At 64.1% G+C, this 21142-nt stretch carries 17 protein-coding genes; 3 read left to right on the top strand and 14 right to left on the bottom strand.

All coding sequences use genetic code 11. From position 1 onward, the window contains the following. Positions 1-18: 18 nt before the first annotated feature. The 4 genes from VLI63_RS13450 to VLI63_RS13435 all read right to left on the bottom strand — a co-directional run bounded on the left by VLI63_RS13450 (position 19) and on the right by VLI63_RS13435 (position 4197). Positions 19-1116 (bottom strand): Gfo/Idh/MocA family protein, encoded by a 1098-nt coding sequence (locus VLI63_RS13450; protein ID WP_409157363.1) that lies wholly within the window; start codon positions 1114-1116, stop codon positions 19-21. Beyond that, positions 1101-1811, bottom strand: a complete 711-nt coding sequence (locus VLI63_RS13445) for a ThuA domain-containing protein (protein ID WP_409157362.1) — start codon at positions 1809-1811, stop codon at positions 1101-1103. The genes VLI63_RS13450 and VLI63_RS13445 overlap by 16 nt, the downstream gene beginning before the upstream one ends. A gap of 31 nt (positions 1812-1842) precedes the next feature. Next, positions 1843-3036, bottom strand: coding sequence for a Gfo/Idh/MocA family protein (locus tag VLI63_RS13440; RefSeq protein ID WP_409157360.1), 1194 nt, complete (start codon positions 3034-3036; stop codon positions 1843-1845). Between the two features lie 138 nt (positions 3037-3174). Then, entirely contained in the window at positions 3175-4197 is a 1023-nt protein-coding gene (locus VLI63_RS13435; RefSeq protein WP_409157359.1) for a LacI family DNA-binding transcriptional regulator, read from the bottom strand. Positions 4198-4401: 204 nt separating this feature from the next. On the opposite strand from VLI63_RS13435, the gene VLI63_RS13430 reads away from it, so the two are divergent. From VLI63_RS13430 to VLI63_RS13420, 3 genes are all read left to right on the top strand, one after another. Then, the gene (locus tag VLI63_RS13430; protein ID WP_409157357.1) at positions 4402-5721 is read left to right on the top strand and encodes an ABC transporter substrate-binding protein; all 1320 of its coding nucleotides are present in this window, start codon (positions 4402-4404) and stop codon (positions 5719-5721) included. A gap of 74 nt (positions 5722-5795) precedes the next feature. Beyond that, the gene (locus VLI63_RS13425; RefSeq protein WP_409157356.1) at positions 5796-6758 is read left to right on the top strand and encodes a carbohydrate ABC transporter permease; all 963 of its coding nucleotides are present in this window, start codon (positions 5796-5798) and stop codon (positions 6756-6758) included. Beyond that, positions 6755-7645: a carbohydrate ABC transporter permease gene (locus VLI63_RS13420; RefSeq protein ID WP_409157354.1), complete on the top strand. Its 891-nt coding sequence runs from the start codon at positions 6755-6757 to the stop codon at positions 7643-7645. The genes VLI63_RS13425 and VLI63_RS13420 overlap by 4 nt, the downstream gene beginning before the upstream one ends. A 12-nt stretch (positions 7646-7657) precedes the next feature. Here VLI63_RS13420 and VLI63_RS13415 read toward each other — a convergent pair whose 3' ends face one another. From VLI63_RS13415 to mmsA (VLI63_RS13370), 10 genes are all read right to left on the bottom strand, one after another. Then, a complete protein-coding gene (locus VLI63_RS13415; protein WP_409157352.1) occupies positions 7658-8644 on the bottom strand; it encodes a LacI family DNA-binding transcriptional regulator in 987 nt (328 codons plus the stop codon). Positions 8645-8709: 65 nt separating this feature from the next. After that, positions 8710-9924 carry a multiple monosaccharide ABC transporter permease gene (mmsB, locus tag VLI63_RS13410; protein ID WP_409157351.1) on the bottom strand — a complete coding sequence of 405 codons (1215 nt, stop codon included), beginning with the start codon at positions 9922-9924 and terminating at the stop codon, positions 8710-8712. Beyond that, positions 9921-11462: a multiple monosaccharide ABC transporter ATP-binding protein gene (gene mmsA, locus VLI63_RS13405; RefSeq protein ID WP_409157349.1), complete on the bottom strand. Its 1542-nt coding sequence runs from the start codon at positions 11460-11462 to the stop codon at positions 9921-9923. The genes mmsB (VLI63_RS13410) and mmsA (VLI63_RS13405) overlap by 4 nt, the downstream gene beginning before the upstream one ends. 90 nt (positions 11463-11552) lie before the next feature. After that, on the bottom strand, positions 11553-12674 hold the full coding sequence (chvE, locus tag VLI63_RS13400; RefSeq protein ID WP_409157348.1) for a multiple monosaccharide ABC transporter substrate-binding protein: 1122 nt from the start codon (positions 12672-12674) through the stop codon (positions 11553-11555). 124 nt (positions 12675-12798) lie between these two features. Then, positions 12799-14319, bottom strand: a complete 1521-nt coding sequence (araA, locus tag VLI63_RS13395; RefSeq protein ID WP_409157346.1) for an L-arabinose isomerase — start codon at positions 14317-14319, stop codon at positions 12799-12801. Continuing rightward, on the bottom strand, positions 14316-14993 hold the full coding sequence (locus tag VLI63_RS13390; protein ID WP_409157345.1) for an L-ribulose-5-phosphate 4-epimerase: 678 nt from the start codon (positions 14991-14993) through the stop codon (positions 14316-14318). The genes araA and VLI63_RS13390 overlap by 4 nt, the downstream gene beginning before the upstream one ends. Beyond that, a complete protein-coding gene (gene araB / locus VLI63_RS13385) occupies positions 14990-16714 on the bottom strand; it encodes a ribulokinase (RefSeq protein WP_409157343.1) in 1725 nt (574 codons plus the stop codon). The genes VLI63_RS13390 and araB overlap by 4 nt, the downstream gene beginning before the upstream one ends. A 262-nt stretch (positions 16715-16976) precedes the next feature. Beyond that, positions 16977-18083 (bottom strand): substrate-binding domain-containing protein, encoded by a 1107-nt coding sequence (locus VLI63_RS13380; protein ID WP_409157341.1) that lies wholly within the window; start codon positions 18081-18083, stop codon positions 16977-16979. Positions 18084-18167: 84 nt separating this feature from the next. Further along, on the bottom strand, positions 18168-19535 hold the full coding sequence (mmsB, locus tag VLI63_RS13375) for a multiple monosaccharide ABC transporter permease (RefSeq protein WP_409157340.1): 1368 nt from the start codon (positions 19533-19535) through the stop codon (positions 18168-18170). After that, positions 19535-21082, bottom strand: coding sequence for a multiple monosaccharide ABC transporter ATP-binding protein (gene mmsA, locus VLI63_RS13370; RefSeq protein ID WP_409157339.1), 1548 nt, complete (start codon positions 21080-21082; stop codon positions 19535-19537). Before mmsA (VLI63_RS13370) ends, mmsB (VLI63_RS13375) begins: the two co-directional genes overlap by 1 nt. Between the last annotated feature and the right edge of the window lie 60 nt (positions 21083-21142).

Raw genomic sequence — 21142 nt, 5'->3', positions numbered from 1 at the left:
CCCGAGCACCGGCAACCCTCACCAGCTGTTCGGGGTGGCTCCGGCTGGCAACGGTTCCGGTCGGTCGACGGTGCTGGTCAGCGCTATCACCCGGTGTTCGCTCGCCGCGCGAAGCACCGCATCCATGATTTCGAGCACGTGGAACGCCAGCTCCCCGGATGCCCGGTGGGGGCGATCGGTCTCGATGGCACGCGCGAGGTCGGCGAGCCCGACACCGCGGCCGGCATCCGCATATCCCGCTGAAACGGGCACCTCTGTCCATTCCGGGGTCTCCACCGTCCAGACCTCCACGGGGTCGGAGAAGCGGTTGGGATCGGGTACCGCGATGGTGCCCCTCGTTCCATAGACCTCGAACAGTGGTGCCCGCGACGCCCACACCTCGAAGCTCACCGTCACTGTGGATGTCACTCCGCTCGCGTGCTCCAGAATCGCACTGACATGGGTCTCGACGTCGACGGGGATGCTGCCGCCGGCGTCACCGCCCGAGGCGATCGTCCGATCCCGGCCCGATCGTGTCGCGACCCCGGACACCCGGATCACCGGCCCCAACAACGTGACGAGAGTCGTGAGGTAGTACGGGGCCATATCGAACAGTGGCCCACCCCCGGGCTGATAGTAGAACCGGGGCGCCGGATGCCAGAGCTCGTGACCCGGTGAGCTCCAGTGCACCGCCGCGGCGACAGCATCGCCGACGGATCCGGAGTCCAACAGCGCCCGCGCCGTCTGCACGCCCGTGCCGAGCACGGTGTCCGGCGCGCTGCCCACACGCAGGCCCCGCTCGCGAGCGAGTTCGAGCATGGGCGCCGCCTCGGCAGGATCCAGCGCCAGGGGCTTTTCGCCGTAGACGTGCTTGCCCGCCAGGAGCGCCCGTGTCGCGATGTCCACGTGCGCCGCGGGAATGGTGAGGTTCAGCACCGCGTCGATTAGCGGGTCCGCGAGCAACGCGTCCACGCTCAGCGCCTCCACGCCCTGATCAGCCGCCACCTCCCGTGCCCGAGCCTCGTTGACGTCTGCGACCGCCACGAGATGCAGCCCCTCCAGCTTCGGGAACTCCGCGAAATACTGGGCACTGATCGTGCCCACCCCGATGATTCCGACCTTCAGCGTGCCGCCCACAGTAAGCCTCTCTCCACAATCGTTCGAACGTTCGGGTCGTCGAGAACCTCGAGCCGATGACCGGGCGCCGAGACGAAGATGCGCCCCTTGCCCCATTGCCTTGTCCAGATGGCGGGCGCGGTGACAGGTCGATTCCACGCATCCCAGGGACGAACGGACTGGGTCGTCGTTGCCAGCACGTCGTTGTATTCGTCGCTCAGCACCCAGTACTGCTCGGTCACCAGATCGAAGTCCTCGATTCCGCGGGTGATGGGATGTGAGCGCCCCAGGTCGGTGATGTGCACGGTATAGGGAATGTAGTTGTCGGACTGCTCTCCGGTGCGGTCGGCCGGATCCTTGCCGGCATGATGCGCGAACTGTCCCCCGATCATGTGCAGGTAGTCGGCGTTGTCGCGATAGGAGTCCGCGATGCCGCCATGCCAACCGCCCATCCCGGTGCCGTTCAGGACGGCAGCCTGGAGCCCGGCGAATTCGTCCTTCGTGATGGAGGCCATGGTGTTGATCTGCAGGATCAGGTCGACTGTCGCGAGATATTCCGCATCCGTGTAGACGGCAGGTGATTCCTCGACGCGCACCGTGAACCCGTTGCGCTCGAGAAAGGGGATCATCGAGTCGGTGGTCTCGACGGGCTGATGTCCGTCCCATCCGCCTCGCACGATCAGGGCGTTGCGCGCCGGTGGTGTTGCCGATGTCATCGAGTTCTCCTCCTCGGAGGGCGATTGCCGCTCACTGTCTCTGCGTTTCGGGACCGTCGTCAACGGCGATCCAGGAGCTCCCGCTCGCCGAACTCGCCTCGACCGCCTCGAGTACCCGCTGCACCTGCAACCCGTCGTCGAAGGATGGTCGCGGCTGGATGCCCGCTGCGATGTCGACGAGCAGGTCCCTCACCTGGTGGGAGAAGGGGTGTTCATAGCCGATGCCGTGCCCGGTCGGCCACCACGCCGCCATGTACGGATGCTCGGGCTCGGTCACGAGGATGCGGCGAAAGCCGCGCAGGCCCACCGGGTCGGTGCCGTCGTAGAACTCGAGTTCGTTCATCCGTTCGAGGTCGAACGCGATCGCGCCGAGCGATCCACTGAACTCGAGACGGAACGCGTTCTTGCGCCCGGTCGCGTATCTCGTGGCTTCGAAGGAACCGAGAACGCCGCCCTCGAGCCTGCCGGTGAACAGCGCCACATCGTCCACGGTCACCGGTCCCCTTTCCTGAGAGGCAGTGCCGCTGAGCCCGATCGATTCGCCGAGCAGCGGCCGTTCGCTCACGAGAGTCTGCAGAATGCCGCTGACGCCCTGCACCCGCCGACCCGTGACGAACTGGACGGCGTCGATCGCGTGCGCCCCGATGTCTCCGAGGGACCCGGAACCCCCAAGGTCCTTGTCGAGCCGCCACGTCATCGGACCTTCCGCGTCGACCAACCAGTCCTGGAGGTAGAGCGCGCGCACCTGCCTGAGCTCGCCGATCTTGCCTGCCGCGACCAGGTCGCGGGCGAAGGTGATGGCGGGCACCCGCCGATAACTGAACCCGACCATGGCGTAGACGCCGCGCTCCGCAGCTCGGCGGGCGGCAGCGGCCATCCGCTCTGCTTCGCCCACGGTGTTGGCCAGGGGCTTTTCGCAGAGCACATGCTTTCCGGCCTCGAGGGCCGCTATCGCGATCTCGACATGTGTGGCACCCGGGCTGCAGATGTCGACGAGATCGATGTCGTCGCGCTCGATCACCCTGCGCCAGTCAGTCTCCGACTCGGCCCAGCCGAACTGTTCCGCGGCCGCTTCGACGCGCGCGAGGTCACGGCCGACGAGCACCGACATCCGCGGCTCGACCGGAAGGTCGAAGAATCGGGGTGCGACGCGCCACGCCTGGGAATGGGCGGCCCCCATGAATCCGTATCCGACGAGCGCCACACCGAAGGGGGGTCGACTCATCTCCGCAGACTCCTTCATCCGTTCGGCGACGACCACCTGGCCCGCCGTTGTGCGTGTGTCGACACGTTATCCCGGTCGCGATGATCAACGCAAGTTTTCTCTGAGGATACCGAAATATGTCGCCATGGATGGGCCGAATCACGCCTTGGGTGGAGCCGTGCTCTCTCGCACCACGAGGCTCGTCGCGAGGTCGATGCGCACGAGCTTGCGGTGCGGATCGTCGCGTAGCGCGAGCACAAGGCGCGTCGCCTGCTCGGCCATCTCGATCAGCGGTTGGCGTACGGTCGTGAGCTTCGGCCCCATCCAACTGGCGCTGGGCACATCGTCGAAGCCGACGACGGAGATGTCATCCGGCACCACGAGTCCGAGAAGGCGTGCGGCCTCGTAGACCCCGAAGGCCTGGAGGTCGTTGCCCGCGAAGATCGCGGTTGGCCGATCCGGCAGCGTGAGGAGCCTCATGCCGGCGGCGACACCATCCTCGTAGTGGAACCGCCCACCGTCGATCAGCGTCGGATCGAACGGAATCCCCGCCTCCTCCAGCCCAGAACGATAGCCGGACAGCCGCGCTCGCGAGCACAGCATCTCCTGCGGACCGCTGACCAGGGCGATCCGGCGATGGCCCAACTCGACGAGGTGGCGGGTCGCCGCGAGGCCTCCCGACCAGTTGCCAGAGCCCACCGACGACACGTCCGGATCGGGATCCCCGGCCGGATCGAGCACGACGAACGGGATATTACGGGTTGCCAGCTGCCGCTTGTGGTCGACGGACAGGTTCGAGAAGAGCAGGACGACACCCACCGGCTGCCGTCGCAGAATCCCGTCGATCCAGTCCGGCGCCACCAACAGGTGACTACCACTCTCGGTCAGGATCACGCTGAGCCCGTTCTCCCGCGCGACCGCCTCGACCCCGCGGATGATCTGGAGGGACCACTCGCTGTCGATGTTGTCGAAGACGAGCTCGATGAGCTTGCCCTGCTCGTGAGAGCTGCCACGCCGACTGTAGCCGGCCGTGTGCAGAAGCCCTTCGATTCTTTCCCGCACGGCATCCGAGACGCCGGCCCTGCCGTTGAGCACCTTCGACACCGTGGACATCGACACGGATGCATCCCGCGCGATCTCCGCGAGCGTGGCGCGACCCGGCGAAACCTTTAGCTGACTCATGCGCTCATGGTAGCGGTCATCCGAGGTCATCCTGCGGCGAGAAATGCGCCCCCTACTCCCTCGTCATCTGTTGACAACGTTCGAGAAGCATTGAATACTGACACCGTCGCAGCACGAAACCTTTTCACACATAGAGCGACACATGCATCCAAAGACGAATCATGGCCGCCGCCATTGGCGACGGCGGCTGGAAAGGAAACTGTCATGGCGTCACAATCCACAGGTTCTTCCTTCTCGAGGCGGGGGTTCCTCGGAATTGCCGGCGGCGTGGCAGCGACCGCCGCCCTGGCCGCGTGCTCGACAGGAGGCGGATCCGGGGGTTCCGCGAAGGCGATCAAGTTCTGGAACATGCCGTGGGGCGGCACCGAGTTCAATCCGCTCGACAAGAAGATCACCCTCGCCTACAAGCCGAAGAGCGGCATGGGCGCCGCGACCTACCAAGAGATCCAGTGGGCGAACTTCACCCAGACCTTCTCCTCGGCTGTGGCCTCCAACACGGGGCCGGCAGTGAGCTCCGGCGGTGGCACGCAGGCGTTCCAATTCGCCGAGCAGGGCAAGATCGCCTACGCCGACAACCTCATCGACAGCTGGAAGAAGAACGGCATCTATGACGACTTCTTCGACGGCCTCGTTGACACGCTGAAGACCGACAAGGGCTACGCGGCGGTGCCGTACAACCTCGACGTGCGGATCTCCTGGTACAACAAGACGCTGATGCAGGAGGCGGGCGTCGAATCGCCGACGGACTGGGATTCCTACCGGAACGTCTGTGCGGCGCTCAAGAAGAACGGTGTCTACGGCTTCGGCCTCGGATCCGGAGCCGGCAGCTTCACCGGCAGCCACATCCTCACGGCATTCATGATCAACAACGGCGGCGGACTCTTCAACGCTGACAAGAAGCCCGACTGTGTCACTCCCGAGAACATCGAGGCCATGGACTTCGTGCTCGACCTCGTGAAGAGCGGCTACAGCGACCCGGCATCCGCCACCTACACGAGTGCGAACGTGCAGTCGCAGTGGAAGGCCAAGAAATTCGGATTCGGATGGGACGGCGCGGGTCTCGCGGCGGGAGCTGTCGGCGATGTCGCGGGCGACCTCGTGGTCGGCAGCCCGCTCACCAGCCCGAGCGGCAAGAAGGGCGGCCTGTACTTTCCGAACAACATCATGATGTATAAGAACACTCCGAGCCAGGAGGGTTCCGAGGCGTTTCTCACGTACTACTACCAGAACATGAAGGATCTGTGGACGAAGAAGACGGGCATCGGCCTGCCGCCGCTCAAGTCCATCTCCGAAACCCCTGAGTTCCAGGCGGACCCGAACAACGTGAAGATCATCAAGGAATGGCAGCCGATCTTCCAGACCTGGGCCGCACCCGGCGGATCCGGCCTGTTCTACAACATCGCGAACACCGTCGATGGGACCGCTCCGATGATCACCTTCGCGCAGTCGATCCTCGGCGGCAACACGACTTCGAAGGCCGCTCTCACGGCACTGCAGACCTCGATGGAAGGCCTCATGAAGTAACGCCGGCTTCGGGTGGGTCCGACGCGAGTCGGACCCACCCTTTTGCACCTCGACCACCTTCAAAGGAGAAGTACATGACGACCGAGTCCGTGATCGGAGCGCTCAAGAAGGCGCGGAGCGGCGTGGGCAACGCCGGGTCGGGCAAACCGGCCAGCGTGCGCGAACGCAGAAGACGGTTCACCCACTCGCGGGCTTTCGTCTTCTTCGTTCTGCCGTCGTTGATTCTTCTGGTGCTGTTGAACCTGTACCCGGTCATCTACGCGGGCCTGCAGTCGCTTCGCAACGGCGACCTGCTCAGCGCGGGCGATTTCGTCGGCCTGAACAACTACATCGCCATGGTGCAGACCCCGGCCTTCTTTCACGCCGCTGGATTCACCGTCGTCTTCACGCTCGTCGGGGTGTTCGGCAGTTGGGCAATCGGGCTCGGGTTGGCTCTGTTGCTTCGCACCCGCATTCCGGCCGGTGGCGTCTTCAAGGTGTTGCTTCTGCTGCCCTGGGTCGTCCCGGTCGTCGTCTCGGCCACGTCCTGGAACTGGCTGGTGGCAACCCCGCAGTCGCCCCTCCCGGTTCTCGCCCAGGCGCTCGGCCTCGGGAATGTGCTGTTCCTCGCCGATCCGCTACTCGCGCAGGTGACGGTCTGCGTCTTCAAGGTATGGATCAGCTTCCCCTTCATGATGATGATGATGTCTTCGGCCCTGGCCTCCGTCGACGTCAACGTCTACGAGGCATCCAAGGTCGACGGCGCGTCCGCGTTCCAGACCTTCGGTCGGATCACCCTCCCGATGATCTCCCGCTCGACCTACATCAGCTGGATCCTCATGACCATCTTCTGCGTCAATGACTTCCCGAGCATCTTCCTGCTCACCGGCGGCGGCCCGGTCAATTCCACCCAGACCCTCGTGGTGCTGGCATATTCGACCGTCTTCCAGAACTTCCAGACCGGACCGGGGGTTGCGATCGCGTTCATGATGACCATCGTGCTCGTGATCATCGCCACGGTGCTGTACCGCCAGATCCGAAAGGTGAACATCGAATGAGCGTCGAAACCTCAAGTGCCGCGTTGGTCGGGCGATTCAAGACGACCGCGCGACCGATCAAACGCCGCACCCTGAGCCAGGCCCAGGAGCGGGGCAAGTGGTGGCGATTCGTTCTGATCCTCGTCATCTGCGCCATCGTGCTCGTGCCGATCGTCGCAGTCGTGCTCCTCTCCCTCGAACCCTCGCTCGGCAGCACCGCGCGCGGAGTCACACTCGAGAACTTCGGCAAGATCTTCAGCGAGACCTCCGTCGGCACCTGGCTCGCCAACAGCCTTCTCGTCACCATCGTCACGGTAGTGATCTCGGTGACGGTCGCTGCGCCGGCCGGCTACGTGCTCTCCCGGGGGCGCAGCAGGCTCGTCTCCGGCTACTCGCTCATCCTGTTCATCGTCCAGTCGCTGCCGGTGGTCACCGCGGTCATCCCCCTCTTCATCCTGTTCGCCCAGATCGGCCTCGTCGACAACCTGGTCGGCGTCACGATCATCTATGTCGGCTCGACCATGTCCGTGGCGATCTGGATGATGGCCGCCTACTTCGACTCCATCCCGATCACCCTCGAAGAGGCAGCCTGGATGGATGGATGCTCGGTGTTCGGCAGCTTCACGCGCATCGTGCTGCGCAACTCGCTGCCGGGCGTGCTCTCCACCGCGATCTTCGCCTTTCTCCTCGCGTGGAACGACTACCTGGTCGCGGTCGTGTTCCTGCGGTCCGACGAGAATTACACCCTCCAGATCGGCCTGCAGACGTTCTTCCAGCAGAATCAGACCAACTGGGGCCTCGTGATGGCCGTTGCAGTGGTGATGATGCTGCCGCCGGTGCTCCTTTTCGCCGTCCTGAACAAGTACTTCAGCGTCGGCGGGATCGGTGGTTCCCTGGCCGGGCGTTGACTGCACCGAACGTCAGAGCCGAACGGCCGATTCGCGCTCGACCAGATGGGGAGCGGTCTTCACCGGATCGGTGAGCACTCGCCCGTCCAGCACGGACGACACCGTGCCCATGATCCGCCGACCGAGCTCGGTGAAGTCCTGACGGATCGTGGAGAGCGGGGGCGAAAAGTGGGCGGCCTCTGGAATGTCGTCGAAGCCGACGATGCTCACCTCCGCGGGCACGGCGATGCCGTGGTCATCCAGCGCATGAAGCAGGCCGAGCGTCATCTGGTCATTGGAGACGAAGATCGCGGAGGTCATTCCCGCCGCGATGAGGTGCTCGCCGATGGCCCGTCCGCTGTCGGCAGTCCAGTCACCGTGCAGGGGTTCGTGCACCGGAAGTCCCCGACTCGCCAGCTCGCTCCTCCAGCCGCGCTCGCGCTCGCGGGCGTCGAGTGATCCCTCAGGACCAGCCAGGTGCAGGATGTCGCGGTGGCCGAGGTCTGCGAGATAGGCGGTTGCCAGTTCGGCGCCGCAGAATTGGTCGATCGATACGCTGGGGAAGCTGCCGTGTCCGCTCGAGTCCGCCGTCACGAGAGGGATGTCGAGCTCGAGTCCGTCGATCGCCTCGATCGAGGAGTGGTCGGAAGCGACGAGCACTATCGCTTCGACCTGCTGTCTCAGCAACACGTCGATGGCCTGCAGGATCTCCTCCCGACCGGCTTCGGCCATGCTCGCGGTGATGACCTGGTAGCCGGCCTCACGCGCCGCCCCGTTGAAAGCCAGTGCGATGCTCGCGGGACCGTAGAGCGGATTGCCGGTGCTCACGAGACCCAGCGTGTGGGTCTTGCGGGTCGCGAGCGCCCGGGCAACGGAGCTCGGTCGATAGCGCAGCTCCCGGATCGCGGCCTCCACCTTTGCCCGCGTCTGCGGGCGCACCGTGTTCTCGTTGTTGAGCACCCTCGACACGGTCTGGTGGGAGACGCCCGCGAGGCGCGCGACCTCCATGATGTTCGCCACGAAACTGAGGCTAGCTGATCGCCGGCTTCCCGACGATCAGCCTCCCTGTGAGCCTTGCTGCTGCGTCACCGACCACCGTTGCGACGCTTGTTGTACACGTCGAACGCAACGGCAGCGAGAAGTACGAGTCCCTTGATCAGCTGTTGGAACTCGGACCCGACGCCGAGAATCGACATACCGTTGTTGAGGATCCCGATGATGAGGCCACCGACGATCGCCCCGGTCACCGTTCCGATTCCTCCCGTTACTGCCGCTCCACCGATGAAGACGGCCGCGATGGCATCGAGCTCGAATCCGTCACCGGCCTTCGGGTTCGCCAGGTTCAACTGGGCGGTGAAGACGAGTCCGGCGAGCGCAGAGAGCACACCCATGTTCACGAACAGCAGGAAGGTGACCCGCTGGGTCTTGATCCCCGATAGCGCCGCGGCATTGAGATTGCCACCGATCGCGTAGATATGGCGGCCGAAGACGCTCCGGGCCATCACCGCCGAGTAGATGACGACCAGCAGACCGAGCACGATGAGCACGATCGGCGTCCCGTTGTAACTGGCGAGGAGGTAGCTGATCAGGAGGATGAGTGCAGAGGTGAAGACCAGCTTCGCGATGAACCAGGGCAGCGGCTCATCCTCGACCGCGAACTTGCGGCGCGCGGCACGCTGGCGGATGCCCTGGGCGATGACCAACAGCGTGGCCAGGATGCCGATACCGACGGTGAGCGGCTCCAGAAAGCTGACGCCCCCACCGAGATCCGGCAGGAAGCCGGAGCCGAGGGCCCGGAAGCCGTCGGGGAACGGTGAGATCTGCGCGTTACCGAGGGCGATCTGAGTGAGGCCACGAAAGGTGAGCATTCCCGCGAGGGTCACGATGAAGGCCGGTATCCGGAAATAGGCGATCCAGAATCCCTGCCACATGCCCACCAGGGCACCGACGATGAGGCAGAGCACGATGGCGATCCCCCACGGAATATGCCACTGGGTGATCATCACCCCCGCCATCGCTCCGACGAAAGCGACGACAGAGCCGACGGAGAGGTCGATATGCCCGGCGATGATCACCATCACCATGCCGATCGCCAGGATCAGGATGTAGCTGTTCTGAACGATCAGGTTGGAGACGTTGATCGGCTTAAGGGTGATCCCCGCGGTGGTGATCTCGAAGAAGATCACGATGACGATCAGGGCGATGAACAGTCCGATCTGGCGCAGCTGGCTGGCGAGATAGGTCGTCGCCGACGCGAAGGCGCTCTTCTGTGCGACTGGTTTCTTGGTCAGGTCACTCATTCGTGGTCCTTCTCCCTTTCCTGGGTCATGAGTTGCATGACGCGTTCTGCGGTCGCTTCTTCGCGCGGCAGATCCGCGGTGATTCGTCCCTCCGAGAGGGCGTAGATACGGTCGCAGATGCCGAGGAGTTCTGGCAGCTCCGAGGAGATCACGATCACTCCCTTGCCTTCGTCGGCGAGCGCGTTGATGATGCCGTAGATCTCGTATTTCGCACCGACGTCGATCCCCCGGGTCGGCTCATCGAGGATCAGCACGTCGGGGTTCGAATACATCCACTTGGAGAGCACGACCTTCTGCTGGTTTCCCCCCGACAGCTTTCCCGTGAGCACCTCGACGTTCGGCGCCTTGATGTTCATGCTCTTGCGGAAGCCCTCGGCCACCACGATCTCTCTGTTCTCATCGATCCAGCCCCGGCGGGAGAGCAGGTTGAGGGCGGCGCCCGAGATATTGCGCTTGATGTCGTCGATGAGGTTGAGGCCGTAGACCTGGCGATCTTCGGTGGCGTAGGCGATGCCATTGGCGATCGCAGCGGAGACCGTCGTGGTATCGATCTTCTTGCCGCTCTTGTAGACGGTGCCGGAGATGTTGTAGCCGTAGCTCTTGCCGAAGACGCTCATCGCGAGCTCGGTCCGCCCCGCTCCCATGAGCCCGGCTATCCCCACGATCTCTCCCGCACGAACGAAGAGATTGGCTTCTTTCACCACTGCTCGTTCATGGTCGAGGGGATGGTGAACGGTCCAGTTCTCGATGCGCAACAGCTCCTCGCCGATCTTCGGCGTGTGTGCGGGGAACCGGCTCTCGAGGTCGCGCCCGACCATGAGCTTGATGATGCGCTCCTCCGTCACCTCATCGGCATGCATGTCGAGCGTCTCGATCGTCTTGCCGTCGCGGATGATCGTCACCTCGTCGGCGATCGCCTTGATCTCGTTGAGCTTGTGGCTGATGATGATCGACGTGATGCCCTGACCCTGGAGGTGCTTGATCAGGTCGAGCAGGTGCGCCGAATCCTCGTCGTTGAGGGCCGCCGTCGGCTCGTCGAGAATGAGGAGCTTCACCTCCTTGGAGAGCGCCTTAGCGATCTCCACGAGCTGCTGCTTTCCCACGCCGATGTCCCGGATCTTGGTGATGGGATTGTCTTTGAGACCGACCCTCGCGAGCAGTTTCCCCGCCTCGAGGTTCGTCTTGTTCCAATCGATCCAGCCGCCGGTCTGCTGCTCGTTGCCGAGGAAGATGTTCTCCGCGATCGACAGGTACGGGCTGAGTGCCAGCTCCTGATGGATGATGACGACGCCCGCGGCTTCGGAATCGTTGATGTTCCGGAAGGCGACGGTCTCGTTCTCGAAGACGATGTCGCCGTCATAGCTGCCGTGCGGGTAGACGCCGCTGAGTACTTTCATCAGCGTGGACTTGCCGGCGCCGTTCTCCCCGCAGATCGCGTGGATGTGGCCGCGTTGCACGCCGATCGAGACATCCTGCAGCGCCTTGACGCCGGGGAAGGTCTTCGTGATGTTGCGCATCTCGAGGATGTTGGTGGTCACCGATGCTTCTTTCTGCGTTGACAGCGACGAGGAATAGGGGGTCCGGGGGTGACGCCGGAAGGCCGACGCCACCCCCGGGGCGGGACGAACCTACTGGAGGTCCGCCTCCGTGTAGTAGCCGCTGTCGACGAGAACCGACTTGTAGTTCTCCTTCGTGACCACGGTGGGCTGGAAGAGGAACGTCGGAACTACCTTGACCTTGTTGTTGTAGCTCTTGGTGTCGTTGACCTCTGGCGTCTTGCCGTTGAGCAGGTCATCCGCCATCTTCACGGCTTCGTTGCCCAGCTTGCGGGTGTCCTTGTAGATGGTGGAGTACTGCTGGCTGGCGATGATCGACTTGACCGATGCTGCCTCCGCGTCCTGTCCGGTGATGATCGGGAGAGCGTCGGTGGCGTAACCCGACGAGGTGAGAGCGGAGATGATTCCGATCGAGAGGCCGTCGTACGGCGACAGGATGCCCTGCACCTTGTCACCGCCAGAGTAGGTGCTCGCGATCAGGTTCTGCATGCGCTTCTGTGCCGTGGCCGGGTCCCAGCGAAGGGTCGCTACCTGGGTGAATCCGGTCTGGCCGCTCTTGACGACGAGGGTTCCGTCGTCGATGTACTTCTTGAGCGTGTCCATCGCACCGTTGAAGAAGAACGTCGCGTTGTTGTCGTCGGGGCTGCCGGCGAAGAGCTCGATGTTGAACGGGCCCTTCTTTCCGGTGTCCTTGCCGTCCTTGTCGACCACTCCGAGGCCCGTGAGCAGGCTCGTCGCCTGGTCGACGCCGACCTTGTAGTTGTCGAAGGTGGTGTAGTAGTCGACATTCTTGTTGCCGTTGATGAGGCGGTCGTAGGCGATGACCTTCACGCCGGACTTCGCGGCCTGGTCCAGCTGGTCGCTCAGTGCCGTTCCATCGATCGACGCGATGATGAGGACCTTCGCGCCCTTGGTCAGCATGTTGCTGATCTGCTGCACCTGCTGCGGGATCTTGTCGTCACCGTATTCGAGGTCGACCTTGTAGCCGAGCTTCTCGAGGTCGGACTTGATGGCGTCGCCATCCTTGATCCAGCGCTCGGATGTCTTGGTCGGCATGGCGACGCCGATGAGGGCACCCTTGCTGCTTCCCGATGAGGATGAGCCGCTGGTGCCTCCACGGCCGCCGGAGCAGGCGGCGAGAGAGAATGCGAGCCCGACGGCGGCGATGCCGATGAGAATCTTTTTAGCCTTCACTGTGATTGCCTTTCGATTTATTTGTTGGACGTCATTGTCAGGGGTGGTGCCTTCAGAATCCGGCCCGCCCAAGTCGGCCCGATCCCCGCCGAACCGCCGGGATGGCGGTCGGCACGTCTTGTTGCTACAGCCGCTGAGCCAGTCGGTAGTAGGCCTGGTTCCAGCGCAGTTCGCGCGCGAAGTCGCGCAGGTTCGTGTTCTTGTCGATCACCACGAGTTCGTTCTTGGCGATCTCGGCGAAATCCTCGAACACCTCGAGACCGAGGGCCGTCGACATCACGGTGTGGTGGGCCGCTCCGGCGGTCAGCCAGGCGGCGGCGCTCGTGGCGAAGTCCGGTTCTGGCCTCCACACGGCGCGGGCGACCGGCAGCTGCGGAAGCGGATGCGGCAGATCGACGACCTCCACGACATTGGCCACGAGCCGGAAGCGGTCACGCATGTCACTGAGTGCGACCACGACCGCAGGTCCCGCATCCGCATCGAAGACGAGGCGAACCGGATCTTCGCGACCGCCGATGCCGAGCGGATGCACCTCGAGTCGCGGCTTCGAGGTGGTGAGCGACGGGCAGACCTCGAGCATGTGGGCACCGAGGATCAGCTCCTGTCCCGGGGTCAGGTCGTAGGTGTAGTCCTCCATGAGTGAGGCGCCACCGGGAAGCCCGGCACCCATCACCTTCGCCGCGCGCACGAGCACCGCGGTCTTCCAGTCGCCTTCCGCTCCGAAGCCGTAGCCGTCGGCCATCAACCGCTGCACAGCGAGTCCGGGTAGCTGGCGCAGCCCGCCGAGGTCTTCGAAGCTGGTGGTGAAAGCACTGAACCCTCCGGCTTCGAGGAAGGATCGCAGTCCGAGCTCGATGCGGGCACCGTAGCGGAGCGAATCGTGCTTCTCCGCACCGGGCAGAAGTTCCGAGGCGACTTCATAGAGCTCTGCGTATTCGGCGACGAGGGCGTCGATGTCGGATTCGGATGCCGCGTCCACGGCCGCCACCAGATCGCCCACCCCCCAGGTGTTCACCTGCACCCCGAACTGCAGTTCGGCCTCGGTCTTGTCGCCCTCCGTGACGGCGACGAATCGCATGTTGTCGCCGAAGCGGGCGAGCTTGAGCTCGTGGGTGGCCGCCCAGCCGGCGGCGGCGCGAGTCCAGGTGCCGATCCTCGCCGTGACCTGCGGGTTCGACACGTGGCCGACCACGGTCTTGCGCGCCACTCCGAGCCGGGTCTGGATGTATCCGAACTCCCGGTCGCCGTGGGCGGCCTGGTTGAGATTCATGAAGTCCATGTCGATCGTTGCCCAGGGCAGCTCCACGTTGGCTTGCGTGTGCAGGTGCAACAGCGGCTTGCGCAGCAGGTCAAGTCCGGTGATCCACATCTTCGCGGGGCTGAAGGTGTGCATCCAGGCGATCACGCCGATGACACCGTCTGCCGCGTTCGCTTCGAGAGCCATCCGTCGGATCGACTCCGAGTCGGTGAGCACCGGCTTCCAGACGATGGTCACCGGGATGTCGGTGGCCGCTCCGAGAGCCGCGGCGATCTCCTGCGACTGGCTCGCAACCTGGGCGAGGGTCTCCTCCCCGTAGAGCCCTTGGCTCCCGGTGAGAAACCAGATCTCGGAGGAGGCGAGATCGGGGACTATCGAGCGGCTCATTCGGTGTCCTTCTGTCCGTAGACGTTCTGATAGCGGTCGAACAGCGCGTCGATGCTCTGTTGCGGAATGGGGATGACCTCGCCGAGCTGCCGGGCGATGTGTGTGGTGCGCGCCACATCCTCGGCCATGACGGCGGCCTTGACGGCGTCGCGCGGGCTCGAGCCGATGGTGAAGACGCCGTGGTTCTGCATGAGTACCGCGCGCGATCGATGACCGGTGAGGGTCTCGACGATGCCTTCACCGATCGACTCGTCACCGATGATCGCGAAGGGGCCGACCGGGATCTCGCCGCCGAACTCGTCGGCCTGCCCGGTGATGACGCAGGGGATCGCCTCGCCTCGCGCGGCCCACGCCGTGGCGTAGGTGGAGTGGGTGTGCACCACACCGTTCACCTCGGGCATGTTCCGGTACACGTAGGCGTGCGCCGCGGTGTCGCTCGAGGGCGAATGCGATCCCTCGATGACGGTGCCGTCGAGGTCGCAGAGGATCATATTCGCCGGCGTGAGGGCGTCGTACTCCACACCGCTCGGTTTGATGACGAAGAGTTCGGCGCCCGGTACCCGCCCGGAGATGTTGCCGCCGGTCCAGATCACGAGGTTGTAGCGCACGAGCAGTTCGTGCAGCTTCGCGACATCGGCGCGGACCGTGTCGATGGCCTCCCGGGTGGCGGTCATGCGCCTGCACCGGTCTCGATACGCTCGCTGGCGCTCGCTACTCGACCAGCGGCCTCCCGCTTGATCGCCTTGAGCCGGTGCATCACACCGTTCCCCCCACGACCGAAGTAGTCGTGCAGGGTCGCGTACTCGGCGAAGAGCAGGTCGTAGGCGTCAGCCGCAGCGGAGTCGGGCGTGTAGACCGCGCGATCGACCTTGCCCATCGCCCGGCCCGCTGCGAGCACATCCGCGTAGGCTCCCGCCGCGACTGCGGCATGGATGGCCGAGCCGAGCGCAGGCCCTTGCTCGCTCGCGATGATCGAGATCGGCATCCGAAGCACGTCGCTGTAGACCTGCATGAGGAAGGCATTGCGCAGAAGCCCTCCGGCCACGATGAATTCAGTGACCGGCACTCCGCTCGCGGCAAAGGTCTCCACGATCGTGCGGGTGCCGAAGGCCGTCGCCTCGAAGAGCGCGCGGTAGATCTCCTCCGGCCGCGTGGTGAGGGTGGTGCCGAGAACCAGCCCGCTGAGTTCGTGATCGACCAGGACCGAGCGGTTGCCGCTCTGCCAGTCGAGTGCGACGAGGCCGTGGCCGCCGACCGGCTGGTCCTTGACGAGATCGGTGAGGTATTCGTGGATGCCCTGGCCCGCCGCATCCGCCGCCGCCCGGTAGCTGCCGGGCACCTGGTTCTTCACGTACCAGGCGAAGATATCGCCGACTCCGGACTGGCCGGCCTCGTAGCCGTAGAGCCCGGAGACGATGCCGCCGTCGACCACACCGCACATCCCCGGGACTTCGGTGAGCACATCGGAGTTCATCACGTGGCACGTTGAAGTGCCCATGATGGCGAGCATCTGGCCGGGCTCGACGGCCTGCGCGGCGGGAGCCGTCACGTGCGCGTCGACATTGCCGACGGCCACCGCGATGCCTTCGGGCAGGCCGGTCCATTCCGCCGCCCGCTTCGACAGGGTGCCAGCGGATGCCCCGAGCTGGCCGATCTCGTGCGCGACCTTGTCCTCGGCGAAGCCGGCGAAGGCCGGATTGAGGGCGCCGAGGAAGTCGCGACTCGGGTACGCACCATCCTGCAGGATGCCCTTGTACCCGGCGGTGCAGGCGTTTCGGATGTAGTGGCCGGTCAGCTGCCAGACGATCCAGTCGGCCGCCTCGACCCAGTGCTCCATCCGCTCATAGGCTTCCGGATCCTCTTCGAGAAGCTGGAGCCCCTTGGCGAACTCCCACTCGCTCGAGATGAGCCCGCCGTAGCGCGGAAGCCAGCTTTCGCCGCGGGAAGCCGCGAGCTCGTTGATGCGGTCGGCCTGCGCTTGTGCGGCGTGATGCTTCCACAGCTTCACGTAGGCGTGAGGGCGGTCCGCATACTCCGGAAGTTCGTTGAGGGGTGTGCCGTCGGCGATTACCGGCAGGGGTGTGCTCGCCGTGAAGTCGGTGCCGACGCCGATGACGAGCGCTGGGTCGATTCCGGATGCCGCGATGGCGGCCGGCACGGCGACCTTGAGCACCTCGACGTAGTCAGCCGGCACCTGCAGCGCCCAGTCCGGAGGGAGAACCGCACCGCTCGATGCCAGAACGGTGTCCATGACCGCGTGAGGATAGTCGTGCGTGCCGGTGCCGAGCTCCGCACCATCCGAGACGCGCACCACTACGGCACGACCGGAAAGAGTGCCGAAGTCGATGCCGATGACGTACTGCTCTGCTACGCGGACGGGCGTGGGGGAACTCACCTCAGGGACTCCTTTGTCGAGCTGGGGAACGGCTCAGTATCGAAAGAATGTTAGCGATCACATTTTAGGGAATGTGAGCGATCACATTTGTTGAAGAGACTAACCCCTCGCTCCCCCGCAATGCAAGCGCCTCTGGTCTCGACAGGGTCACGATGATGGAACTCGTATCCCGAACCGGATGACGCGCCACCCGGGCCGCGCGCACGAAAAAGTCCGGCCCCCGCGAAACCGCGGGGGCCGGACTCGTGACTATCGAGGCGGACTACTTGTTGACGAGCGCCAGGAGGGTCGGGTTGTTCGCGTAGGACTGTGCAGCGTTGTCCTTGGTGACGAGCTCCGGCGGCAGGTAGTAGGTCGGAACCTTGACCGAGCCGTTGTCCGTTGCGTCGGCGTTGGTGGACGCCTTCTTGCCTGCGGCGAGGTCCTTCACCATGGCGACAGCCTGGGCGACGAGCTTCGACGTGTCCTTGTTGATGGTGGAGTACTGCTCACCAGACATGATCAGCGGGATGGAAGCGGCTTCCGAGTCCTGGCCCGTGACAACCGGCATGACCGGGGTCGCCTTGCCGGCGGCCTTGATCGAGGTGATGATGGCGCGACCCAGGGTGTCGTTGGGCGAAAGAACGCCGTTCAGCACCGTGCCGGAGTAGTTGCCGGCGAGGAGGGTGTCCATGCGGGTCTGCGCGTTGGCGGCGAGCCATCCGGTGGTCTGCGTCTGGGCGATCGCGGTCTGTCCGGAGACGACCTTGAGCGTTCCATCATCGATCTTCGGCTGCAGGATCTTCATCGCGCCACCGAAGAACACGGCCGCGTTCGGGTCGGTGGATGCACCCGAGAACAGCTCGATGTTGTAGTTCTTCGCGTCCGGGAAGCGTGCCTTCATGCCATCGAGGAGGGCCTGGCCCTGGAGCTCGCCGACCTTCTCGTTGTCATACGCGATGTAGTAGTCGACATCCTTGGTGTCCTGGATGAGACGGTCGTACGCGATGACGACGGCGCCGTTGTCGTGGGCTGCCTTCACCTGTGAGCCGAGCTGCTTGCCATCGAATGCGCCGATGATGATGACCTTGGCACCCTTGGTGTTCATGGTCGAGATCTGGGCTGCCTGCTCGGAGGCGGTGTTCGCCGAGGGGGCGTACTGCACGTCGGCCTTGAAGCCGGCCTTGGTCAGGTCGTCGGTGAACAGCTTGCCGGCGAGGACCCAGTTCTCCGAGGTCTTGTCCGGGAGGGCGACGCCAATGACGGATCCGGCCTTGAAGCCCGCGGCGGAGCCCGATGACGCGGCGTCCGTGCCGCGGCTCGAGCAGCCGGAGAGGGCCATCAGTGCGACTCCGGCGATTGCCACAGTCGTGATTGCGATTTTGCGCATTGTGATCACTTTCTTAGTTGTGTGGTTGTGCAGGGGGATTGCTGTGGGGAAGACGGGTCTTCCCCGGTGACTACGCCGTCGCTGCTATGCGTTCGGAGTAGTGGATTGTGGGCGGGATGATGCCTCGGCGCTTTCGCCTCCTGGTGCGATATCCGGGCGATCGATGGGGGTGGAGGCAGGAGTGCCGCCACTGGAAGACTTCGGGCCACGAACGAACATGCCGATCAGGGATGGCCGGCCCTGCCGCTTGCTGTAGACATCGATGCCCACCGCGAGCAGAAGCACGAGGCCCTTGATGATCTGCACCCGGTCGTTGGAGACACCGAGCAACTGGAGCCCATTGTTCAATACGGCGATCACGAGGCCACCGACGATCGAGCCGACCACCGTGCCGATGCCACCGGCGACCGCTGCACCACCGATGAAGACTGCGGCGATCGCGTCCAGCTCCCAACCGGTTCCGTCACCGGGGCCCGATGCTCCGGCTCGGGCCACACCGACCATTCCCGCGATCGAGGCGAGCACCGACATGTTCGCAATGACCCAGAAGTTGATCCGCTTGATCTTCACGCCGGAGAGTTCTGCCGCGTGCCAGTTGCCACCGACCGCGTAGATGTGCCGGCCGAAGGTGGTGTTGCGGGTGATGAAGGAGTAGATCAGCACGAGCACGCCGAGGATGATTCCCGAGACCGGGTAGCTCGTGCCGACGCGGCCGGTGGCGAAGAGGTAGGTGGCACCTCCGGCGACGACCACCAGGATGACGATCTTCACGACACTGACCCAGACCGGGGCCGGCTCAGCACCCATGAGCGACTGGGTGCGTCGCTGGCGCAGCTCTTGCCAGACGAGGGCCACGATCACGAGGAGGCCGAGGATCAGGGTGCCATTGCTGTACCCGATGTTCGGACCGAAATCGGGAATCGAACCGCCACCGATCACCGTGAAGGAATCCGGCACGGTAACGGTGTTGGAGTTGCCGAAGAACTGGTTCGCCCCGCGGAAGATGAGCATGCCCGCGAGCGTCACGATGAAGGCGGGCACTCCGACGTAGGCGACCCACCATCCCTGCCACGCGCCGATCGCCAAGCCGATCGCGAGGCCGAGCACGAACGCGAGCAGCGGCGGAAAATGCCAGCTGACCATGGCGGTCGCTACGACGATGCCGACGAAGGCGGCGACGGATCCGACGGACAGGTCGATGTGACCGGCGATGATGACCATCACCATGCCGATGGCGAGAATCAGAACGTAGGCGTTCTGGTTCACCAGGTTGATCAGGTTGGTCGGGTTGAGCGTGAGGCCACCCGTGGCGATCTGGAAGAAGACGATGATGACGACGAGCGCCGCGAGGATGCCGATCTGGCGACCGGTTCCCTGCGAGCCACCGAACATCTTGCCGAGGTCGCGCAGCTGGAAGCCGCTCTTCTGTGGAGCTTCGGGAGTAGCGCTCATTAGCTGTTAACTTTCTTCTTCGCGGAAGTCATGCTTCTCAGGAGAGTTTCGGGATTTGCTTCGTCGGCGCTGATGTTGTTCGTGATCGCGCCCTCGAAGATCGTGTAGATGCGATCCGAGACGCCGAGCAGTTCCGGCAGCTCGGACGAGATGAGGATGATGCCTTTGCCGGAAGCGGCGAGGTCACGGATGATGCCGTAGATCTCGGTCTTCGCACCGACATCGATGCCGCGCGTGGGTTCGTCGAGGATCAAGAGGTCCGGGTCGGTGAACATCCACTTGGCCAAGACGACCTTCTGCTGGTTTCCACCGGACAGCTTGTTGACACCCTCGTCTACGCGCGGCGCCTTGATCCGCAGGCTCTTGCGGTAGCCCTCGGCGACACGATGTTCCTCGACTTTGTCGATGACGGAGAGCTTCGCGATCTTGGAGAGCTTGGCTGACACGACGGAATCCTGGATGTCGTCGAGCAGGTTGAGCCCGAGAGCCTTGCGGTCCTCGCTCACGTAGCCGAGCCCGTTCTTGATGGCCTCGCTCACGTTCCGCAGCTGGATCTCTTTGCCGTCCTTGAAGACCTGGCCGGAGATGAAGGTGCCGTACGAGCGGCCGAACAGGCTCATCGCCAGTTCGGTGCGACCGGCTCCCATGAGGCCGGCGAACCCGACCACCTCGCCGCGGCGAACGACGAAGCTCGAGTTCTTGACGACCATCCGCTCGGCGGTGAGGGGATGCTGCACCGTCCAGTTCTTCACCTCGAAGAACACCTCGCCGATGTCGGAATTGCGATCCGGGAAACGGTTCTCCAGAGTGCGACCGACCATTCCGCGGATGATGCGATCTTCGTCCACGCCATCGGCTTTGACGTCGAGAGTCTCGATGGTCTTGCCGTCACGGATGATCGTGATCGAGTCGGAGATCTGCTCGATCTCGTTGAGCTTGTGCGAGATCATGATCGACGAGATCCCCCGGCCCTTCAGCCCGAGGATGAGGTCGAGGAGATGCTGGGAGTCGGCCTCGTTGAGCGCCGCGGTCGGCTCGTCGAGGATGAGCAGCTTGACGGACTTGTCGAGCGCCTTCGCGATCTCCACGAGCTGCTGCTTGCCGACACCGAGGTTCTTGATCTGCGTGTCGGGGTCGTCCACGAGTCCGACGCGGGCGAGGAGGTCTACCGCACGCTTCTTCGCCTGCACCCAGTCGATGACTCCGAAACGGCGCGGTTCGTTGCCGAGGAAGATGTTCTCGGTGATCGAGAGCTCCGGGATCAGCGCGAGCTCCTGGTGGATGATCACGATGCCGGCCGCCTCGCTCGACCCGATGTCCTTGAAGCGCGACTCGTGACCCTGGAAGACGATGTCGCCCTGGTAGGTGCCGTAGGGGTACACCCCGGAGAGCACCTTCATGAGGGTGGACTTTCCGGCGCCGTTCTCACCACAGATCGAATGGATCTCACCTGCTTTGACAACGAGGGAAACCTTGTCCAGCGCCTTGACGCCCGGGAATTCCTTGGTGATCGAACGCATCTCGAGGATGATCGGCTCATTCGCCATCGAGCACCTCCGCAATGGCCACCGAAATCGCTGGGAAGAGCGGGTTGTGTACGTTCACAA

Origin of the sequence: Lacisediminihabitans sp. H27-G8 (assembly GCF_046156175.1) — a bacterium.
Taxonomy (GTDB): Bacteria; Actinomycetota; Actinomycetes; order Actinomycetales; family Microbacteriaceae; genus Lacisediminihabitans.
The sequence above is the reverse complement of the archived record's forward strand: the minus strand, read 5'-3'. Positions and strand labels throughout refer to the sequence as shown.

What these genes read in the sequence shown, in the direction of transcription:
- VLI63_RS13445 (WP_409157362.1), bottom strand. Translation starts at nt 1,811, where the DNA reads ATGACATCGGCAACACCACCGGCGCGCAACGCCCTGATCGTGCGAGGC.
- VLI63_RS13440 (WP_409157360.1), bottom strand. Translation starts at nt 3,036, where the DNA reads ATGAGTCGACCCCCCTTCGGTGTGGCGCTCGTCGGATACGGATTCATG.
- VLI63_RS13435 (WP_409157359.1), bottom strand. Translation starts at nt 4,197, where the DNA reads ATGAGTCAGCTAAAGGTTTCGCCGGGTCGCGCCACGCTCGCGGAGATC.
- VLI63_RS13430 (WP_409157357.1), top strand. Translation starts at nt 4,402, where the DNA reads ATGGCGTCACAATCCACAGGTTCTTCCTTCTCGAGGCGGGGGTTCCTC.
- VLI63_RS13425 (WP_409157356.1), top strand. Translation starts at nt 5,796, where the DNA reads ATGACGACCGAGTCCGTGATCGGAGCGCTCAAGAAGGCGCGGAGCGGC.
- VLI63_RS13420 (WP_409157354.1), top strand. Translation starts at nt 6,755, where the DNA reads ATGAGCGTCGAAACCTCAAGTGCCGCGTTGGTCGGGCGATTCAAGACG.
- mmsB (WP_409157351.1), bottom strand. Translation starts at nt 9,924, where the DNA reads ATGAGTGACCTGACCAAGAAACCAGTCGCACAGAAGAGCGCCTTCGCG.
- araA (WP_409157346.1), bottom strand. Translation starts at nt 14,319, where the DNA reads ATGAGCCGCTCGATAGTCCCCGATCTCGCCTCCTCCGAGATCTGGTTT.
- VLI63_RS13390 (WP_409157345.1), bottom strand. Translation starts at nt 14,993, where the DNA reads ATGACCGCCACCCGGGAGGCCATCGACACGGTCCGCGCCGATGTCGCG.
- VLI63_RS13380 (WP_409157341.1), bottom strand. Translation starts at nt 18,083, where the DNA reads ATGCGCAAAATCGCAATCACGACTGTGGCAATCGCCGGAGTCGCACTG.
- mmsB (WP_409157340.1), bottom strand. Translation starts at nt 19,535, where the DNA reads ATGAGCGCTACTCCCGAAGCTCCACAGAAGAGCGGCTTCCAGCTGCGC.
- mmsA (WP_409157339.1), bottom strand. Translation starts at nt 21,082, where the DNA reads ATGGCGAATGAGCCGATCATCCTCGAGATGCGTTCGATCACCAAGGAA.